The 16,828-nt window shown below is 38.6% G+C and carries 15 protein-coding genes and 1 tRNA gene; 8 read left to right on the forward strand and 8 right to left on the reverse strand.

Annotated features, from left to right (window positions below; translation table 11 throughout):
* Positions 1–1,187: HD domain-containing protein (locus tag ACTHJT_RS07245; protein ID WP_440237334.1), on the reverse strand; the 1,187-nt coding region annotated here is incomplete at its 3' end.
* Between the two features lie 499 nt (positions 1,188–1,686).
* On the opposite strand from ACTHJT_RS07245, the gene ACTHJT_RS07250 reads away from it, so the two are divergent.
* A complete protein-coding gene (locus ACTHJT_RS07250; protein WP_440237335.1) occupies positions 1,687–3,240 on the forward strand; it encodes a PglZ domain-containing protein in 1,554 nt (517 codons plus the stop codon).
* A 113-nt stretch (positions 3,241–3,353) separates the two neighbouring features.
* On the opposite strand, the gene ACTHJT_RS07255 is transcribed toward ACTHJT_RS07250, so the two are convergent.
* The 6 genes from ACTHJT_RS07255 to ACTHJT_RS07280 form a co-directional block, all read right to left on the reverse strand.
* A complete protein-coding gene (locus ACTHJT_RS07255) occupies positions 3,354–3,992 on the reverse strand; it encodes a carbonic anhydrase (RefSeq protein WP_440237336.1) in 639 nt (212 codons plus the stop codon).
* Between the two features lie 9 nt (positions 3,993–4,001).
* The gene (locus tag ACTHJT_RS07260; RefSeq protein ID WP_440237337.1) at positions 4,002–5,552 is read right to left on the reverse strand and encodes a SulP family inorganic anion transporter; all 1,551 of its coding nucleotides are present in this window, start codon (positions 5,550–5,552) and stop codon (positions 4,002–4,004) included.
* 87 nt (positions 5,553–5,639) lie between these two features.
* Entirely contained in the window at positions 5,640–5,972 is a 333-nt protein-coding gene (locus ACTHJT_RS07265; RefSeq protein ID WP_440237338.1) for a hypothetical protein, read from the reverse strand.
* Positions 5,973–6,018: 46 nt separating this feature from the next.
* Positions 6,019–7,974, reverse strand: a complete 1,956-nt coding sequence (locus ACTHJT_RS07270) for a glycosyltransferase (protein ID WP_440237339.1) — start codon at positions 7,972–7,974, stop codon at positions 6,019–6,021.
* Positions 7,971–8,588, reverse strand: a complete 618-nt coding sequence (recR, locus tag ACTHJT_RS07275; protein WP_440237340.1) for a recombination mediator RecR — start codon at positions 8,586–8,588, stop codon at positions 7,971–7,973. Before recR ends, ACTHJT_RS07270 begins: the two co-directional genes overlap by 4 nt.
* A gap of 52 nt (positions 8,589–8,640) precedes the next feature.
* A complete protein-coding gene (locus ACTHJT_RS07280) occupies positions 8,641–8,943 on the reverse strand; it encodes an ATP-dependent Clp protease adaptor ClpS (protein WP_440237341.1) in 303 nt (100 codons plus the stop codon).
* Positions 8,944–9,017: 74 nt separating this feature from the next.
* Here ACTHJT_RS07280 and ACTHJT_RS07285 point away from each other — a divergent pair, with 74 nt between their 5' ends.
* Positions 9,018–10,496, forward strand: coding sequence for a sodium:solute symporter (locus ACTHJT_RS07285; protein ID WP_440237342.1), 1,479 nt, complete (start codon positions 9,018–9,020; stop codon positions 10,494–10,496).
* Between the two features lie 7 nt (positions 10,497–10,503).
* Here ACTHJT_RS07285 and ACTHJT_RS07290 read toward each other — a convergent pair whose 3' ends face one another.
* Positions 10,504–10,842 carry an MGMT family protein gene (locus ACTHJT_RS07290; protein ID WP_440237343.1) on the reverse strand — a complete coding sequence of 113 codons (339 nt, stop codon included), beginning with the start codon at positions 10,840–10,842 and terminating at the stop codon, positions 10,504–10,506.
* A gap of 917 nt (positions 10,843–11,759) precedes the next feature.
* Between ACTHJT_RS07290 and ACTHJT_RS07295 the strand changes: the two genes are divergently transcribed.
* The 6 genes from ACTHJT_RS07295 to ACTHJT_RS07320 form a co-directional block, all read left to right on the forward strand.
* A tRNA-Ser gene (locus ACTHJT_RS07295) sits at positions 11,760–11,844 on the forward strand.
* A gap of 372 nt (positions 11,845–12,216) precedes the next feature.
* Positions 12,217–13,407, forward strand: coding sequence for an enoyl-ACP reductase FabV (gene fabV, locus ACTHJT_RS07300; RefSeq protein WP_440237344.1), 1,191 nt, complete (start codon positions 12,217–12,219; stop codon positions 13,405–13,407).
* 70 nt (positions 13,408–13,477) lie between these two features.
* A complete protein-coding gene (gene mltG / locus ACTHJT_RS07305; RefSeq protein ID WP_440237345.1) occupies positions 13,478–14,524 on the forward strand; it encodes an endolytic transglycosylase MltG in 1,047 nt (348 codons plus the stop codon).
* Positions 14,525–14,529: 5 nt separating this feature from the next.
* Positions 14,530–14,934: an acyl-CoA thioesterase gene (locus tag ACTHJT_RS07310; RefSeq protein ID WP_440237346.1), complete on the forward strand. Its 405-nt coding sequence runs from the start codon at positions 14,530–14,532 to the stop codon at positions 14,932–14,934.
* Entirely contained in the window at positions 14,935–15,858 is a 924-nt protein-coding gene (locus tag ACTHJT_RS07315) for a YihY/virulence factor BrkB family protein (RefSeq protein WP_440237347.1), read from the forward strand. It abuts the gene before it with no gap.
* A gap of 256 nt (positions 15,859–16,114) precedes the next feature.
* A partial coding sequence (locus ACTHJT_RS07320) for a glycosyl hydrolase family 8 (protein WP_440237348.1) occupies positions 16,115–16,828 on the forward strand: 714 nt, incomplete at its 3' end.

A 16,828-nucleotide genomic window follows, 5' to 3' on the forward strand; every position in this document is an offset into this window, starting at 1 on the left:
ATTTTGCTTAAGGCCTGAATATTGGGTAAATCAGAGGCTATTGCCACATCCAGGATTTCTTTGTTCTTCATTTTAACCTTTATCTGGGTATCTTCAGATAAATAAGCGGCATTGCTGATGGTGCCGCGAATCAAAAAATAATCCAACTCAGAGGCCGGAATTGCAAAATCATTCAGCAGCTTGTTTTTGTACTGATCAAAGATTGTTGCATCAATCTGTGTAGGTTGGATGTAAACAGAGAATAATTTTCTGTTTAACAGCATTTTGCAGATCAATGAAATGGTCGGATCGGTTTCGTTCGACCATTGTTTAATGGCAAACCACAGGTCCATATCGTCCAGCTTTAAAAATGAAGCCAGCAGCGCATCATTTTCCAGCAGTTCATCGAAATTGATTTCCGCAGAAAGAAAGTCGGACAAATTGGGTGGACGGAAAGTGAGCCGGTTGTTTTTTATTAATTGTCTCGCCCGTTTGACAATCGAAATGATCATGTTTTCAGCACTCAGCGTTGTTTTATGCAGGTAAACCTGCCAGTACATCAGCCTGCGTGCAGTAAGGAAATTTTCGATGCTGTAAATACCTTTTTCTTCTACAACCAATTCTTCGTTGTACACATCAAGCATTTTAATGAGGCGATCAGCTCCAATGGTTCCTTCAGAAACTCCGGTGAAAAAACAATCCCGGCTTAGATAGTCCATACGGTCCATGTCCAGCTGACTGGAAACCAATTGATGGAAAAATGGGCGATGATAGGTATTGTTAAAAATATCAATTGCCAGCTGAAGCTTCCCCGAAAATTCTTTATTCAGGTTTTCCATGATAAAAGCTGAAAGAACTTCGTGTTTAATGTTGGCAAGCAACGAATATTCAAGCGCGTGTGAAAGCGGGCCGTGACCGATGTCGTGTAATAAAATGGCAAGCTGAGCACCTTCAAATTCTTCTGCAGAAATTTCATGCCCCTTGCTTTGTATGGATTTCAGCGCTTCTGTCATCAGGTGCATCGCGCCCAGGGCGTGGTGAAAACGCGTATGGGTAGCACCCGGGTAAACCATTTCGGTCAGTCCTAATTGGCGGATTCTTCTTAAGCGTTGAAAATAGGGGTGCTGGATGACTTCAAATACCAGTTCGGTAGGTATATTTATAAATCCCCAAACAGGGTCATTGATTACTTTTTTCTTATTGATCATAACGGTGCTTGCTCATTCAAAATACCAGTTTTATTTTGATGATTCAAAGTGAAGTTTTGAACAGTTTGTTTTCGGTGCTTAACCGCAAAAGGCCAGAACACGAGGAATTAAAATACAACTATGTGAATGCGAAAGGTACTACCGGTCTCATTCGCCGCGGCGAACAAATTGCGTTAAGAAAATCGGGATCATGGAGCTTTTTGAACGCTGTAACTAATCTTTTTTAAGATGATTTTGCAGCGTTAGCGGTTCGCCGCGGCGGAGATCCCGATTTTTAGCTTATTTGATCCGTGGCGGCGGAAAGCCTTGATCTTTTGGTTCTTTTGTATCAAGACAAAAGAACAATAAAAAAACAAGAGAGATAAAATAAAATTAATAAAGGAAAATTGTTCGAGAACTCACGCTCATCATAAAATTACTTTCTCTTTACATACCGAATTGTAAAGCCAAACGTTGTATATTGAAAACAGAATAAAAAACTTTTAGATAAAACATTCGCATGCAAAAATACCAGATTCTTTGGGCCGATGATGAAATAGATTTGCTGAAGCCGCATATTATATTTTTGAATAACAAAGGGTATGAAGTAACAACTGTTACAAACGGTATTGATGCGCTTGAGCAATCAAACGGGAAGAATTTCGATATTATTTTTTTAGATGAAAACATGCCGGGTTTAAGCGGGCTGGAAACACTGGTTAAGATCAAAGAAATAAAGCCGCTTGTGCCGGTTGTGATGATCACGAAGAATGAAGAAGAGCATATCATGGAAGAGGCAATCGGGTCCAAGATTGCTGATTACCTGATCAAGCCGATTAATCCCAACCAGATCCTGATGTCGATCAAAAAGCTGCTTCAAAATAAAGTACTTGTTAATGATAAAACCATTTCTTCTTATCGCCAGGAATTTGCAGCCATCAGCATGAGTCTGAGTGATAAGTTGAATTACAAAGAATGGATCGACCTGTATAAAAAGCTTGTACACTGGGAAATTGAGATTGATGCTGTTGGTGATAATAGTTTAAAGGAGATTTTGCTGTCGCAGAAGTCAGAAGGCAATCAGCAGTTTTTCAAAAGTGTGAAAGCAAATTATCAGGATTGGATCAACAGTCCGTCAGAAGATAAGCCCGTGTTTTCTCATACCATTTTCAGAAAAAAAATTCTACCGGTTGTGAAGCAGGAAAAAACGTTTGTACTGGTGATCGATAACCTTCGGTACGATCAATGGAAAGTACTGGAGCCGTTGATCTCTGAATCCTATAAGACTCTTTCTGAAGAGTTGTATTACTCAATCCTGCCAACTACAACAATGTATGCGCGCAATGCTTTTTTTGCCGGCATGATGCCGTCGGAAATTGAAAAAAAACATCCGGGTTTTTACAACGGCGACGAAGATGACTTGGGTAAGAACAATATGGAAGAAGAGTTGCTGCGTGATCAGTTAAAGAAAAACAGCCTGGATATAAAATTTTCTTATCAGAAAGTAACAAACCTGAATCAAGGGAAGGCATTATGTGATGGGATAAAAAATATTTTAGATAACCAACTGAATGTGGTTGTTTACAATTTTGTAGACATGCTTTCTCATGCCCGTTCAGATATGGAAGTATTGAAAGAATTGGCGCCGGATGAAGCTGCCTACAGATCAATTACGGCAAGTTGGTTTAAGCATTCTCCGCTGCAGGAATTAATACAGATCTTAAGCCGTAAAAAAATCAAACTTGTCATCACGACTGATCATGGGACAATACGTGTAAGCAAACCTCATAAGATTATAGGTGATAAAACTACGAATACAAATATGCGCTATAAGGTAGGAAAGAACCTTGGGTTTGATGCCTCTAATTATTTAATGGAAATCAAGAAACCCGAAAGTATTTTTCTTCCGAAAGTAAATATGTCTGATGCTTATGTTTTCGCCGGAGATGAATTGTTTTTTGTTTACCCGAACAACTATCAGAAATTTGTGCAGATGTTCAAAGATACCTTTCAGCATGGTGGTATTTCCATGGAAGAGGTATTGATTCCGTTCGTAGTGCTGGAACCGAGATAAAGTACAGAGTAAAAAATGAAGAGTTGCCAGAATATTCTGATAACGCTTCATTTTTATTATTCTAATTATCGTTGTTTTCTCGGTCTTTGTACTCCGTACTCAATACTCCGTACTTATGCTTCAAACGTATACCGGAATATCGGCTCCAGATCTTCCGGCTCATCATACAATGTATGAAGATCCTTGATAATGCCTGAGTCCAGCCCATATACCCAACCATGAATTTCAAGGGATCTGTTTTGCCAGGCGCGTTGCACAGCTTTGGTTTTGGCAAGGTTACGAACCTGTTCAATTACATTTAATTCAACCAGACGATTCACTCTGTCAGTTTCATTTTCAATCGATGTTAATTCCAGTGTGTTTCTGTTATATACTTCTTTTATATTTCTGAGCCAGTTGTCAACATAACCTACAGAATTGCTTCTGGTAGCCGCCGCAACGCCGCCACAACCATAGTGTCCGCAAACGATAATGTGCTTTACTTTCAGGATCTCTACAGCATATTCAACTACACTAAGCAGGTTTAAGTCTGTGTGAACAACCATGTTGGCAATGTTGCGGTGTACAAACAATTGCCCCTGTTGGGTGCCTGTAACTTCTGTTTCCGGCACGCGGCTGTCTGAACAGCCAATCCATAAGTATTCGGGTGTCTGTAAGCTTTTGGTTCTTTCAAAGTATTCCGGATCGTCCTGAATTTTGCTTAATGCCCAACGTTTATTGCCGTCTAATAATGTCTGATAACTTTCTCTCATTGTGTTGTATTATTTATGAAGATGTAGATCGATTTCCTTTATGTTTATCATTTGTATGTGAATACCTTTTTTATGCGCATCCTGTTTAAATACCGTTATGGTTTCAGATACATCATAATCAATGGATTTAATATTGCTGCCATCAAGTATTAAGCTGGAATCCGGCGGAACTGTCTGCAGCATGTTAAAGAGTACCCCTTTGTTTATGAAAGAAACATTTTCCGGGAATTTAATTAAGGTGTGTACTTTATTATCGATGGTTACAGAAGATTTTTTTATAGGAATGCGTATCATATCACGGATGATGTAGAATACAGCCACTGCTAATCCGCATAAGATACCCTTAAGCATGTCTGTTAACAACATCATGCTGATTGTGGTAATAAAAGGCAGGAATTGCTTTTGTCCCAATAGATACATGGACTTGTATAATCCCATCTTGGTTAATTTGTAACCGGTAAACAACAGAATAACCGCCAGGGATGCGTTGGGTATGCTTGTCAGTAGCGACGGGAACAGCAGAATACTGGTGAGTAACAGAAAACCATGTACATATCCGGAAAGTTTATTGGTTGCTCCGGCATTGATATTGGCAGAACTGCGGATAATTGCAGATGTGATCGGTACGCCGCCAACCAAACCGCAGCTTAAATTGCCGACTCCCTGGGCAATCAGTTCTCTGTTTGGAGGAGAAGAAACAGTTGCCTTTTTTAACTTGTCCATCGCATCTATACTCAGAAGGGATTCCAGACTTATAACAACCGCTATGGTGAAACCGATGCTGTAGGTTTTATAGTTTTGCAGCGCACTGAAGTCGGGAAATATTAAACTGTCAATTAAATCTGCAGGTGATTTGATCGAAGGGATAGACACCAGGTGACTCTGGTGAACAATTAAGGAAGGAAATATATGTTGAAACAGAAGGTTCATCAATATCCCGGCAATCACGATAACCAAAGCACTTGGTATAAAGGAAAGTTTGGATCCGGGTTTTATAAAATCACCATTCCAGAATAATAAGATCAATATTGAAATAGCACTGATAATGGCTGGTCCGGCAGAAAAATAATTTAACATGTGAACCAACTCGGAGAAAGTGTTTTTGCCATCATCCTGAAAGAATGACATGTTTCCTTCCGGGTCAACATCATAACCAACCAAATGGGGAATTTGTTTTATGATGAGGATAATACCAATGGCAGACAACATGCCTTTGATTACTGATGATGGAAAGTAGTGGCCAACCAATCCCACCCTTAAAACTCCGAATAAGATCTGAAAGACTCCTGCGATACAGATGGCTGTCAGAACAAATTCAAAACCTCCTAATTCTTTTATAGATGTGATCATGATAGCAGTCATGCCGGCTGTTGGTCCGCTGATGCTGTATTTAGCACCACTGATCAGCATGACGATGCTGCCTCCGATAATACCGCTGATGATGCCTGAGAAAGGCGGCGCATTTTGCGCAATAGCTATACCTAAACATAAGGGTATAGCAACAAGGAAAACTACAACACCCGATTGGATGTTTTGTAAAGACTCTTTGATTGATAGCATAGTTAATAAGTTAGGGTATAGGACATGCTATACTCTGCCAACATTTGAGCAAATGCAGAATACAGATTTAAAACCGGCTGAAATGAATTATGCTATTGATTCGGGTGGGGGAGAAACAATTTCTTTAAAGTGCGATTTAAAGAGTTGCTGATTGTGGTGAAGAAAATTTTTGCTGGTATGGAAGTCACTGAAAAAAATGAAGGTGGAATGAGAAGTTACATAATGGGATTTTTTTTCATCCATTTCTTCTTTGGTATCATTGGCTTTTTTATTCTCATCCGTATCAGATGTTTCATCGTAATCTTCAGCCGATGAAAGTTCAATTGCAGGTTTTGTCTTTTTTAGAAAGGAGAGCAGGTTTGCCCGGTGAAGTATTCCGAAGGCAAAGAAAAATAATAAAATAACTGCGCTGATCCTCATGACTCCTATAACGTGTTCTACTCTACAATTGTTTTAGGCTTTTAGTTCAGCTTCCCAAATATTTAAAGGATTTTGCGATAAGTACCAGATCCATATAGGGGTTATAATCACGTGCATACGATAAATTAATCTCCTGAATATTAGACGTTGGGATACGGTTGGATTTTTCAAGGTAATAGGTAGGGTTAATAATTCCCCGTTTGATCTGAGGCAGGTTGATTTGTTGTGTATTGGTAAATCCTACCCAGGATTTTTTACCTGTAAGTACCTGTATGGTGTTCAAAAAGAATTGACGTGGCTTTTCAATGAGCCATAAAATTACCGGATATGTGAAAATAAAAATCAGGCTTACACACACATCCAGAATACGTTTGTTTTGAATGTTTTTTTCTTCAATAATATTCAAATTGATATTTAGTGTGTAAAAATCGCCACGTCTGTTTTTGGAATTACTTCCGATGATGATGTTACTTTCTTCCGGAACAATCTTAAAATCTACTTTTGTATTATCAATTTGTGTCATCCATTCAATGATGGAGTTGGCTGGCAGATCTTTTGAACAGAAAATAATTTCATCAACCTTATACATGCTGACAATATTCTGAAGCTGTTTGGTAAAGCCAAGGTATTTCCCTTTTACATCTTCTTTATTTCCTGTGGTGATGAATCCCAGAACGTTTAAGTTATAATTAGTCTCCAGCAGCAGCTGGTCTATGCGTTCACATTCACGATAAGAACCTACAATAACAATCTTCTTATTTTTATTTTCACCCAGGTCGAAGCTTCCGTTTTTGATCCAGTGTATAATACTTCTGAATAAAAATACAATAGACATGGAAAGCAGCGAGCCTTCCAGCAGGAATGTTTTTGAGTAACGATACTCGTCAATGAAATAAGAGATCGATGCAATGATAAATGTGCCGAAAACAAAACTACGCAGTAATCTGCCTGCTGTAGCAGTACTCTTATAAGCACCATTAAAGAAAAGAGACAGGGTCCATACAACAGTAAATAATGGAATAATTTGCTTGTATACCACACTGTAGATAGCCTCTCCTGCAACTGGTCCGTTATCTTTGAAATAAAACAGGCTGGCCAGGGAGGCAAAAATTAATGTTGAATCAAAAAGTACAGGCAGTACTTTTTCAAGGATACGATTACTTACAGCAATAAATGCCCTGAAATAAATAGCCAGGTATATCAGTGCTGTAAATACGCTGGTATTTTTAGAAGTGAAATGCTTCTGGGCAAAAATGATCATTGCCTTATAGAAGATGAATACATAATTGATACTCGTTTTTTTAGTGCTTTCACCTTTGTAGTGAATAATACGGGTATCTGAAAAATAATAATTTTTATAGCCAGCCCGGATAATGCGATAAGAGAGATCAATGTCTTCTCCATACATGAAATAGTCTTCATCCAGCGCACCGATTTTATCAATCACTGATTTTCTCAGTACCATAAAGGCACCTGAAAGTACTTCAACTTCGTGAGATTCGTTTTTATCCAGGTAGCCCAGATGGTAGTGTCCGAATTTTCTGGATTTCGGAAATAGTTTCGCTAATCCGAATATCTTATAGAACGCTACCCATGGAGTAGGGAAGCCCCGCTTAGACTCTGCCAGGAAGTCACCTTTGCCGTCAATCATCTTGACACCTAAACCGCCGCCCTGCGGATGATCGTTCATGAAGTGAATACACTTTTCCAATGTATCAATCTCAATAACGGTGTCAGGATTTAATAATAAAATATATTCACCGGTTGCCTGTGCAATAGCTTGGTTGTTAGCTTTGGAAAAGCCCACATTCTGCTCATTAACAATCAGATTTACAAAAGGGAATTTTGTTTTAACCATCTCCACCGAACCATCGGCAGAATTATTGTCCACAACAAAAACTTCAACATCCAGGCGGCTTATTGCTTTGGACACTGAAATAAGCGCCTGTTCTAAAAAATGACAGACATTATAGTTTACAATTATGATACTTAATTGTTTCAATCTTCTTTGTTTTCAAATAAAGTTCTGGTTGCAATGCTTCTACCAAGAGTAACCTCATCCATATATTCCAGTTCCCCGCCAAAAGGTATCCCCCGGGCGATTGTACTGATCCTGATCGGATAATTTTTAAGTTTCTTCGTAATAAAGAATGCAGTTGTATCACCCTCCATTGTAGGACTGAGTCCCAGGATTACTTCTTTGATCTCGGTGCCGGTTACTACACGTTCGATTAAAGATTCTATATTTAGTTTTTCGGGTCCTATACGTTCCATGGGAGAGATGACTCCGCCAAGGACATGGTATACTCCAAAATACTGGTTCGTATTTTCAATTGCCAGCACGTCGCGGATGTCTTCAACAACACAGATTACCCGCTGATCTCTTTTGTTGCTTGTGCAGATATCGCACACAGTTTCGTCTGAGATCGTATGGCATTTTTTACAATATTGAATATGTTCCCGTGCATTTAACAGGGCATGGGCCAAGCTTTCAGAATCTTTGCTTTCTTTCTTTAAAAGATGAAGTACCAGCCTTAAAGCGGTTTTTTTCCCTATTCCGGGAAGTTTGGATACTTCAAGTACTGCTTCTTCTAATAATTTAGAAGGAAAGTTCATAGATTAACTGAATGGGCTAAATGAGGACAAATTGATTCAAAAAAAAGTAACATTAAAGGATCTCGGCAGAAATACCTTTGTCACAAATTCCTTGACGCATTGGTTTCAGTTCATTCAGTGAACCCATTTTAACAGTACATTTTCCTTTATAATGAATTAATAATGTACATTGCTCTGCTTGTTCAGGAGAGTGTCCGCATACAGACATTAACACCTGAATAACATGCTCAAAAGTATTTACATCATCATTATAAACAACGAGATCGTTCATGTCAGAAGTTTGCACTTCTTCCATTAAAGCTACATCTTCTTCTTCATGCTGGAAGGGAAATGAACGTGAATGAAATCGATTCATAATTGTTTGGGTCTGGTGTATAGCAAATTTAATAAAAAAAACACAATTTTGACTGGTTTTAAGACAGAATTAATATGAGCGTTGGGTTAATTATTACGATTTTAAGCATCTATTTTGGTGCTCTTTTATTAATTGCCTGGTTTACTTCACGGAAGGCAGATTCTGAAGCTTTTTTTACAGGAAATAATCAATCTGCCTGGTATCTGGTGGCTTTTGGTATGATCGGAACGTCCGTGTCCGGGGTAACATTCATATCTGTTCCGGGTCAGGTAGGCGCAGCCGGTTTTTCTTATTTTCAGCTCATATTGGGCAATCTCGTTGGGTATTTTATCGTAGCGCTTGTATTGATGCCTATTTATTACAAATCCAACATGGTTTCCATTTACACCTTCCTGGAAGAACGTTTTGGGTTCTGGTCTTATAAAACGGGTTCGGCGTTCTTTTTATTATCCAGAACCATAGGCTCATCGCTGCGGCTTTATCTGGCAGCAGAAGTACTGCATACATTTTTATTCAAAGAATTAGGTGTCTCATTTGTTTTTACGGTAGGTATTACCATTCTGCTGATCTGGATCTATACATTCAAAGGCGGTGTAAAAACAATTATCTGGACAGACACATTCCAGACCTTCTTTTTAGTTGGTGCTGTTATTATAAGTGTGATCGTTATTTCCAGGCAACTTGGCTGGGGGGCTGTTGAAATGATTCAGCAGGTAGATGCAAGTCAGTATTCCAGGATATTTCATTTTGAAGATGTAAAAGCATCAAATTATTTCTGGAAACAATTTATCTCAGGAATATTCTTTACCATAGTACTTACAGGGCTTGACCAGGATCTGATGCAGAAAAACCTTACCTGTAAGAACCTGAAAGAAGCGCAAAAAAATATGTATTGGTTCTCCGTCATTCTTGTGATTGTTAATTTTCTTTTCCTTACGCTTGGCGCATTACTTTATATTTATTCAGAGAAGGAAGGTTTTGCTATTCCGGCGCAGAGCGACTTCCTGTATCCGATTCTTGCACTTAAATATCTGGGCGTGATTGCCGGTGTGTTCTTCCTGCTTGGTATCACTGCTTCATCTTATGCCAGTTCGGATTCAGCATTGACTGCTCTTACTACTGCTTTCTGCATAGACTTCCTGGATTTTAATAAAGGGAAAATTGAAAATAAAAATCGCGTCCGTACATATGTGCACGTAGGTTTTTCATTATTGTTCTTTCTGATCATTGTGATCTTTAAAGAATTCAATCAGGGCGCTTCGGTGATCAAGACTGTACTAAGCGCGGCAGCGTATACGTATGGTCCGTTGTTAGGTATGTTTGCCTTTGGGATCATAAATAAAAACAGGAAGGTGCAGGATAATCTGGTGCCGGTTATCTGTATTTTATCTCCCGCGCTTACCTATGGAGTTGTTGTATTTTCAAGGGAAGTATTGGGTTATAAAACAGCTTTTGAAGATTTATTAATCAACGGTGCCATTACTTTTATTGGAATGTATATTGTTTCATCAAAAAATACCGGGGAACAACCAGCATTGGATAATGGTATGTAGCAAATTGCTATAACAATTCTTTACAGGGATCCCAAAAGACGGAGTTAAAGTCAAGCACTTTGATTCCGTCTTTTATTTTAATGCCTTCTTTTGTCAAGGCTTTCTCCATGGCTGTAGGTGTTTTAAAATGATGTTTACCTGTAAGCAATCCCTGGCTGTTTACCACCCGGTGTGCGGGTAGCCCCGGTATACTATGAGCGGCATGCATGGCCCAGCCCACCATACGTGCCGAAGATTTCATGCCCAGGTATTTGCCAATCGCGCCATAAGAAGTTACTCTTCCTTTGGGAATGAGTTCAACAACCTGGTAAACGGATGCAAAGAATGAATCGTGATCTTTTTTCATGGTTAAAAATAATAATCAGGAAATCGAATCCGGCATTTTATTTTGAAATTAATAGTGACGCATTACATTGTCAAACGGGATTTTTTTCAGAGCTTTGTAAGTACAAGCTCTCCTTGTTTTTTTATTTCATACGGTCATATTGCCTTTAACTGCAGGCATTTCATCTGATTTCGTCCTCCTTTTTAGAAGCGGTTCACCAGGCCTGAAGGCGGAACATACCCGGAACACAGGCGGAATATATATGGCTCAGCTTAGGAGTTAGATAGGCTTTGACTGGAAGGAGGGAAGAGATTAGCCTGCCTAGAATAGCTATGCAGATTATCTGTTAAATCCGGATCGGTTATAGGTTTTAGTTAATCCTGGATAATGCATGATGCTCCTGCGCGGCGAAATATATCATTTATCTTTCATTATTATTTCTAACCTTCTTCATAATCAATTAACATTGGCAAACAAAACATCTTGTTTTGTCGCGTTTTTTGAGTAATCACCGAAGGACCCTGGGCTTTCCCTGGGCGGAGACCAGGGGGAGACTGGGCGGAGCCTCCATAAATGTGATTGCCTTGTTCAGAATTCGTGCCACTGAAAAGGCTATACAGGTTATCGATTAAATCCTGCTGTAGTTATACAATTGTGTTTAGTTCTTTTTGCTTTTCATAATACTTTTGTTTTTGGGTAGTTATTTCACGATGTGACAAAGGTATCATGTAGGGTAAGGAACATATTTATCGATATAAATTTCATAAACGCTTTTTATCTTGTCCGGTATCTGTATCCTAAACACAATCTTTATGTTAGAGAAAAATATATAATTGTGGATACTTTTTTTAAATAAATCTGGCGAAGCTGTTTGTAGTTTAAAGAAAAAAATATATTTTTGCATCCTCATTAAACAAGACACTGTTTATTGTCATCACAGAGAGATGGCAGAGCGGTCGAATGCGGCGGTCTTGAAAACCGTTGAACTGCGAGGTTCCGGGGGTTCGAATCCCTCTCTCTCTGCGAATAAAAGCCCTTCCATTTTGGAAGGGCTTTTTTTATTTTAACTGTTTCCTGAGTTTCAGAACCTGCCCTCTAAACAGCGTATTACTACGTAAGAACAAGAACCATTATCAGTGCAGTAGCAGGGTTGATTCTGTTTATAAATCAATGTCTGATATAATTGAAAAAGAGCACGGTATCTCTTCAAAAAATCTTCATTCAGGCATTCTAAAGATTCAGGCACACAAGAATGTTCTATAATAAATCAAAATTAACTTATTTCTGTTAAATTTGAAGTTGAACGTGTTTACTGCACCGTTCAACCGGATTAAACCAGGGAATAAAAAAGCAGTGCGAACGTTTACAATTGATTCTAACTTTTAATACACGAATATGATTATTGAACCTAAAATGCGTGGCTTTATCTGTTTAACTTCTCATCCGAAAGGCTGTGAACAGAATGTGATAAACCAGATTGAGTATGTAAAATCAAAAGGAGCAATCAACGGCCCCAAAAGAGTGTTGGTGATAGGAGCTTCTACAGGTTTTGGCTTGGCATCAAGAATTACGAGCGCATTTGGCTCAAACGCATCAACAATCGGAGTATTTTTTGAGAAACCTGCACAGGAAGGAAAACCGGCTTCACCAGGCTGGTATAACAGTGTTGCTTTCCAGGATCAGGCAAAAAAAGCAGGCCTGTATGCGAAAAGCATTAACGGTGATGCGTTTTCTACAGAAGTGAAACAAAAAACGATTGATCTGATCAAAGCTGATTTAGGTCAGGTAGACCTGGTAATCTATAGTCTGGCATCACCGGTACGTACAAACCCGGTTACAGGTGTTACACACCGTTCAACATTAAAACCGATCGGTGCAACATTCAGCAACAGTACAGTAGATTTTCATACAGGAAAAGTATCAACGGTTTCGATTGAGCCTGCAAATGAGGAAGATATTGCGAACACCGTTGCAGTAATGGGCGGTGAAGACTGGGGAATGTGGATCGATGATATGCTGAAGGCAGGTGTACTGGCAGAAGGCGCAATAACAGTGGCATATTCATACATCGGTCCTGCATTGACCGAAGCCGTTTACAGAAAAGGGACAATCGGTAAAGCAAAAGACCATCTGGAAGCTTCTGCATTTACAATCACAGACAAACTGAAAGCGGTAAAAGGTAAAGCATATGTTTCTGTAAACAAAGCGTTGGTTACTCAGGCAAGTTCTGCTATCCCTGTTATTCCATTATATATTTCATTGTTATATAAAGTAATGAAAGCCAAAGGCATTCACGAAGGTTGTATTGAACAGATCCAGCGTTTGTATGCACAGCGTTTATATGCAGGCAAGGAAGTACCCACAGATGAGAAAGGAAGAATCCGCATTGATGACTGGGAGATGAGAGACGATGTACAGGCTGAAGTTGCAAAGCTTTGGGGCGAAACAACTACAGAAAATGTTTTTGAAATCAGCGACCTGAATGGATATAAAACGGATTTCCTGAATCTTTTCGGATTCTCAGTAGGGAAGGTTGATTACCTGGCTGATGTAAATGAAAATATCACTATTGAAGGTTTGGTTTAATATATATATCCGATATCAAAGAAAAGACTGTAGTAATGCAGTCTTTTTTTATAAAGAAGAAAAAGATTAAATGAAAAATAAGACTGATCGTTTCAAATATATTGTTGTTTGTGTTGGTATTGCATTCGTGATGCTTTCCTATTATGTGTATCAGATTTTCTTTACGCCAAATTTTGGCAATAAGGAAGGTGATAAAGCATTTACACTTTATATAAAGAAAGGTGCTGCATTTCAGCAGGTATTGGATACCCTGGATAAATATAAGGCTTATGATGATAAAACATCATTTGCTTTTATTGCCAAAATGCTGAGTTATCAGGAAAATGTAAAAGCCGGCAGGTATATTATTCAACCTGGTTCAACAAATTTACAGGTAGTAAAAAAATTGCGTAGCGGTGCGCAGGATCCTATTAAAATAACCTTTAACAGCATCCGTTTAAAATCAGAATTTGCGGAACGTATAGGTTCTAAATTTGCTTTCGGAAAAGATACATTGGCAGCATTGATCAATAGTGAAGCTGTTTGTAAGAAATACGGATTTGACACCTGTACGATCCTTGCGATGTTTATTCCCAATACGTATGAGTTTTACTGGACACTTTCGGGAGATGCTTTTTTAGAACGTATGCAGCAGGAATATACAACCTTCTGGACACAGCAGCGCAAAGAACTTGCTGCCAAGGCAGGTTTAACACCTGTCCAGGTTTCCATACTCGCCTCCATCGTTGAAGCAGAAACGAACATGAGTACGGAAAAACCTACTGTTGCCGGTGTTTACATAAACCGCCTGAACCTGGGAATGCCTTTACAGGCTGATCCTACAGTGAAGTTTGCATTAGGTGATTTTGCCATTAAACGTATCAATCATGATTTAATTGAACAGGCCGGAAATTCGCCATACAATACCTATAAAGTTTCAGGTCTGCCGCCTGGTCCGATTAATATGCCGTCAATTACTACCTTAGATAAAGTGTTGAATTACGAATCACATGATTATCTGTTCTTTGTGGCTGATCCTGCAAGGCCAGGATATCATATTTTTAATGTGGATTACCGTTCGCATGTGAACAAAGCAAATCAATACCGTAAAAGTTTGAATAAACGTAATATTCATTAATTGTTATGATAGAACATACGGTTCAGGTGCGGGTACGGTATTCCGAAACAGACCAGATGGCTTATGTCTATTATGGTAATTATGCCAGTTATTTTGAAGTTGCCCGTGTAGAGGCCTTTCGGCATATAGGTTTTTCGTATAAGGAAATGGAAGCAGCCGGGATCATGATGCCGGTACTTGAAATGAAAACCAGGTATATTAAACCTGCAAAATACGATGACCTGCTTTCAATAAAAGTATTTATTAAAAATAAGCCTGGTATTAGAATTACATTTGAATACGAAGTATATAATGAAGCGAATATTCTGTTAACAGTAGCTGAAACAACACTTGTATTTATTAGCTCCGCAACAGGTAAGCCAATGCTGCCACCGGCAACGTTCATGTCTTATTTTGAAAAGTATTATTAAATGATAAAAAGAATCAAACGTAAGGTTACCAGCCATCCTGCCGTTCATAAAGCATATAGACATATGTCTTTAATTAAGATCGGGGAGAGACGGATTTCATTGATCTTGTTTCTGAAGGTTCTCTTCAAAAAACTGAACGATGATGATATCAATGTACGCGCGAAAAGCATTACCTACGATTTCTTTCTTTCAATTTTCCCCGGTATCATTTTCTTGTTTACATTAATTCCTTATATACCTGTACCGAATCTGGATGAAAATATTATGGCCGCGATTTCCGATTTTTTACCCGGAAATATTTACTCTTCCGTTGAAACAACTTTAACTGATATCATCAATATTCCAAGAGGAGGTTTATTATCCTTCGGTTTCTTTTTTGCCTTTTATGCTGCGAATAATGGAATTATCTCAGTTATTAATGCCTTTAATCATTGCTATAAAACTACCGATGGAAGAAGTTTTATTGCCAAGCTGGGGGTGAGCATAAGTATATTATTGTTGCTTTTTTTAGTAGTGGTAGGAGGCATAGCGATTTCATTGTTCCTGAAATTCTTTTATAATAACCTGGAGCGCGGTTTTGAAGTGTCGTATTTTCAGCTTTATTTTTTAATCTTCTTAAGGTTATTTGTAATGTTTTTCCTCATTACCATGAGTATTTCAGTTTTGTATTTTATAGCGCCTTCGATGCATAAAAGGTGGAAGTTCTTTTCCGTCGGTTCTGTGACAGCTTCAATATTATGTTTCCTTTTTACGTTGGGTTTTGGATTTTATATCGAACATTTTAACTCTTACAACAAAGTCTATGGTTCCATTGGAGCACTGATCGGTTTTTTGTTGTTGATTTTTGTTAATGTACTGATGATGCTGGTGGGATTCCAGATCAATGCATCATTGGAAATCGCGCATAAAAGGCAAACCGAATAGATCCGCGTTTTTTATAATATTTTGAATATGCCGAGTGCTGTTAGCGTACTGAATTTATGTTTGAATAAACTGCTGTTCAAACAGATGTATTTATACTAAGAGTGGTATAAATACATCATAATTCCAATAATTGTTTAACATTCCGGATAAAAAGTATAATTTTTTTTCGATTTGGGTTACTTTTTCACTATTTTAGCAGACTAGTAATTATATATATACTTCAACTTATTACTAAATAAATACAAACTCAAACCATATGATTAAGAAGTTTAATCTGAAGCTGATTGTGTTTTTAATGGCCTGTCTGTATTCTACGGTACTTACAGCCCAGATAAATTCCACAACAGCAGTAGTACCTTTTGGTGCAAACCCCAATTACGGTACAAACGGTATTATGCCTACCAACCTTCCTACCGGAGGAACATACGGCAAGTCTCAGGACGCTGCTGATGCTTACAATGAGTGGAAATCAAACTATACGGAGTCGTGCGGAAGCGGTATGTACCGCGTAAAATTCGATGAGCCGAATCGTACAGTATCAGAAGGTATAGGTTATGGTATGCAGTTAGCTGCCTATGCTGCAGATAAAACCCTTTTTGATGGTTTATATAAATATTGGAAAAATTTCAATTCTCCTAACTCTGGCGGTAAGGCAGGTAAGTTGATGAACTGGAGAATTGAAGGTTGTGGTCCGACAGTAAGTGGAACAGGTAGTGCTGCCGATGCCGATGTAGATGCTGCATGGGCATTATTAATTGCTGAAAACCAGTGGCCAACAGCAACTTCTCCTTATGATTATGCTTCAGAAGCAAATAATATGCTGTCTGCAATCAGAGAATTGGAAATAAACTCATCCGGACAATTAATCAACGGTGATGGCTGGGGTTTTGGCGACAATTGCCGTAACCCAGGTTACCAGTCACCAGCATATTATAGATTTTTTGCTTCTGCTAACCCAACATATGCGTCT

This window comes from Cytophaga sp. (genome assembly GCF_051961495.1).
Classification (GTDB): domain Bacteria; phylum Bacteroidota; class Bacteroidia; order Cytophagales; family Cytophagaceae; genus Cytophaga.

Excerpts from the sequence above, each read along its gene's own strand:
- ACTHJT_RS07250 (WP_440237335.1), top strand. The coding sequence starts at position 1,687 with ATGCAAAAATACCAGATTCTTTGGGCCGATGATGAAATAGATTTGCTG.
- ACTHJT_RS07255 (WP_440237336.1), bottom strand. The coding sequence starts at position 3,992 with ATGAGAGAAAGTTATCAGACATTATTAGACGGCAATAAACGTTGGGCA.
- ACTHJT_RS07260 (WP_440237337.1), bottom strand. The coding sequence starts at position 5,552 with ATGCTATCAATCAAAGAGTCTTTACAAAACATCCAATCGGGTGTTGTA.
- ACTHJT_RS07265 (WP_440237338.1), bottom strand. The coding sequence starts at position 5,972 with ATGAGGATCAGCGCAGTTATTTTATTATTTTTCTTTGCCTTCGGAATA.
- recR (WP_440237340.1), bottom strand. The coding sequence starts at position 8,588 with ATGAACTTTCCTTCTAAATTATTAGAAGAAGCAGTACTTGAAGTATCC.
- ACTHJT_RS07280 (WP_440237341.1), bottom strand. The coding sequence starts at position 8,943 with ATGAATCGATTTCATTCACGTTCATTTCCCTTCCAGCATGAAGAAGAA.
- ACTHJT_RS07285 (WP_440237342.1), top strand. The coding sequence starts at position 9,018 with ATGAGCGTTGGGTTAATTATTACGATTTTAAGCATCTATTTTGGTGCT.
- ACTHJT_RS07290 (WP_440237343.1), bottom strand. The coding sequence starts at position 10,842 with ATGAAAAAAGATCACGATTCATTCTTTGCATCCGTTTACCAGGTTGTT.
- fabV (WP_440237344.1), top strand. The coding sequence starts at position 12,217 with ATGATTATTGAACCTAAAATGCGTGGCTTTATCTGTTTAACTTCTCAT.
- mltG (WP_440237345.1), top strand. The coding sequence starts at position 13,478 with ATGAAAAATAAGACTGATCGTTTCAAATATATTGTTGTTTGTGTTGGT.
- ACTHJT_RS07310 (WP_440237346.1), top strand. The coding sequence starts at position 14,530 with ATGATAGAACATACGGTTCAGGTGCGGGTACGGTATTCCGAAACAGAC.
- ACTHJT_RS07315 (WP_440237347.1), top strand. The coding sequence starts at position 14,935 with ATGATAAAAAGAATCAAACGTAAGGTTACCAGCCATCCTGCCGTTCAT.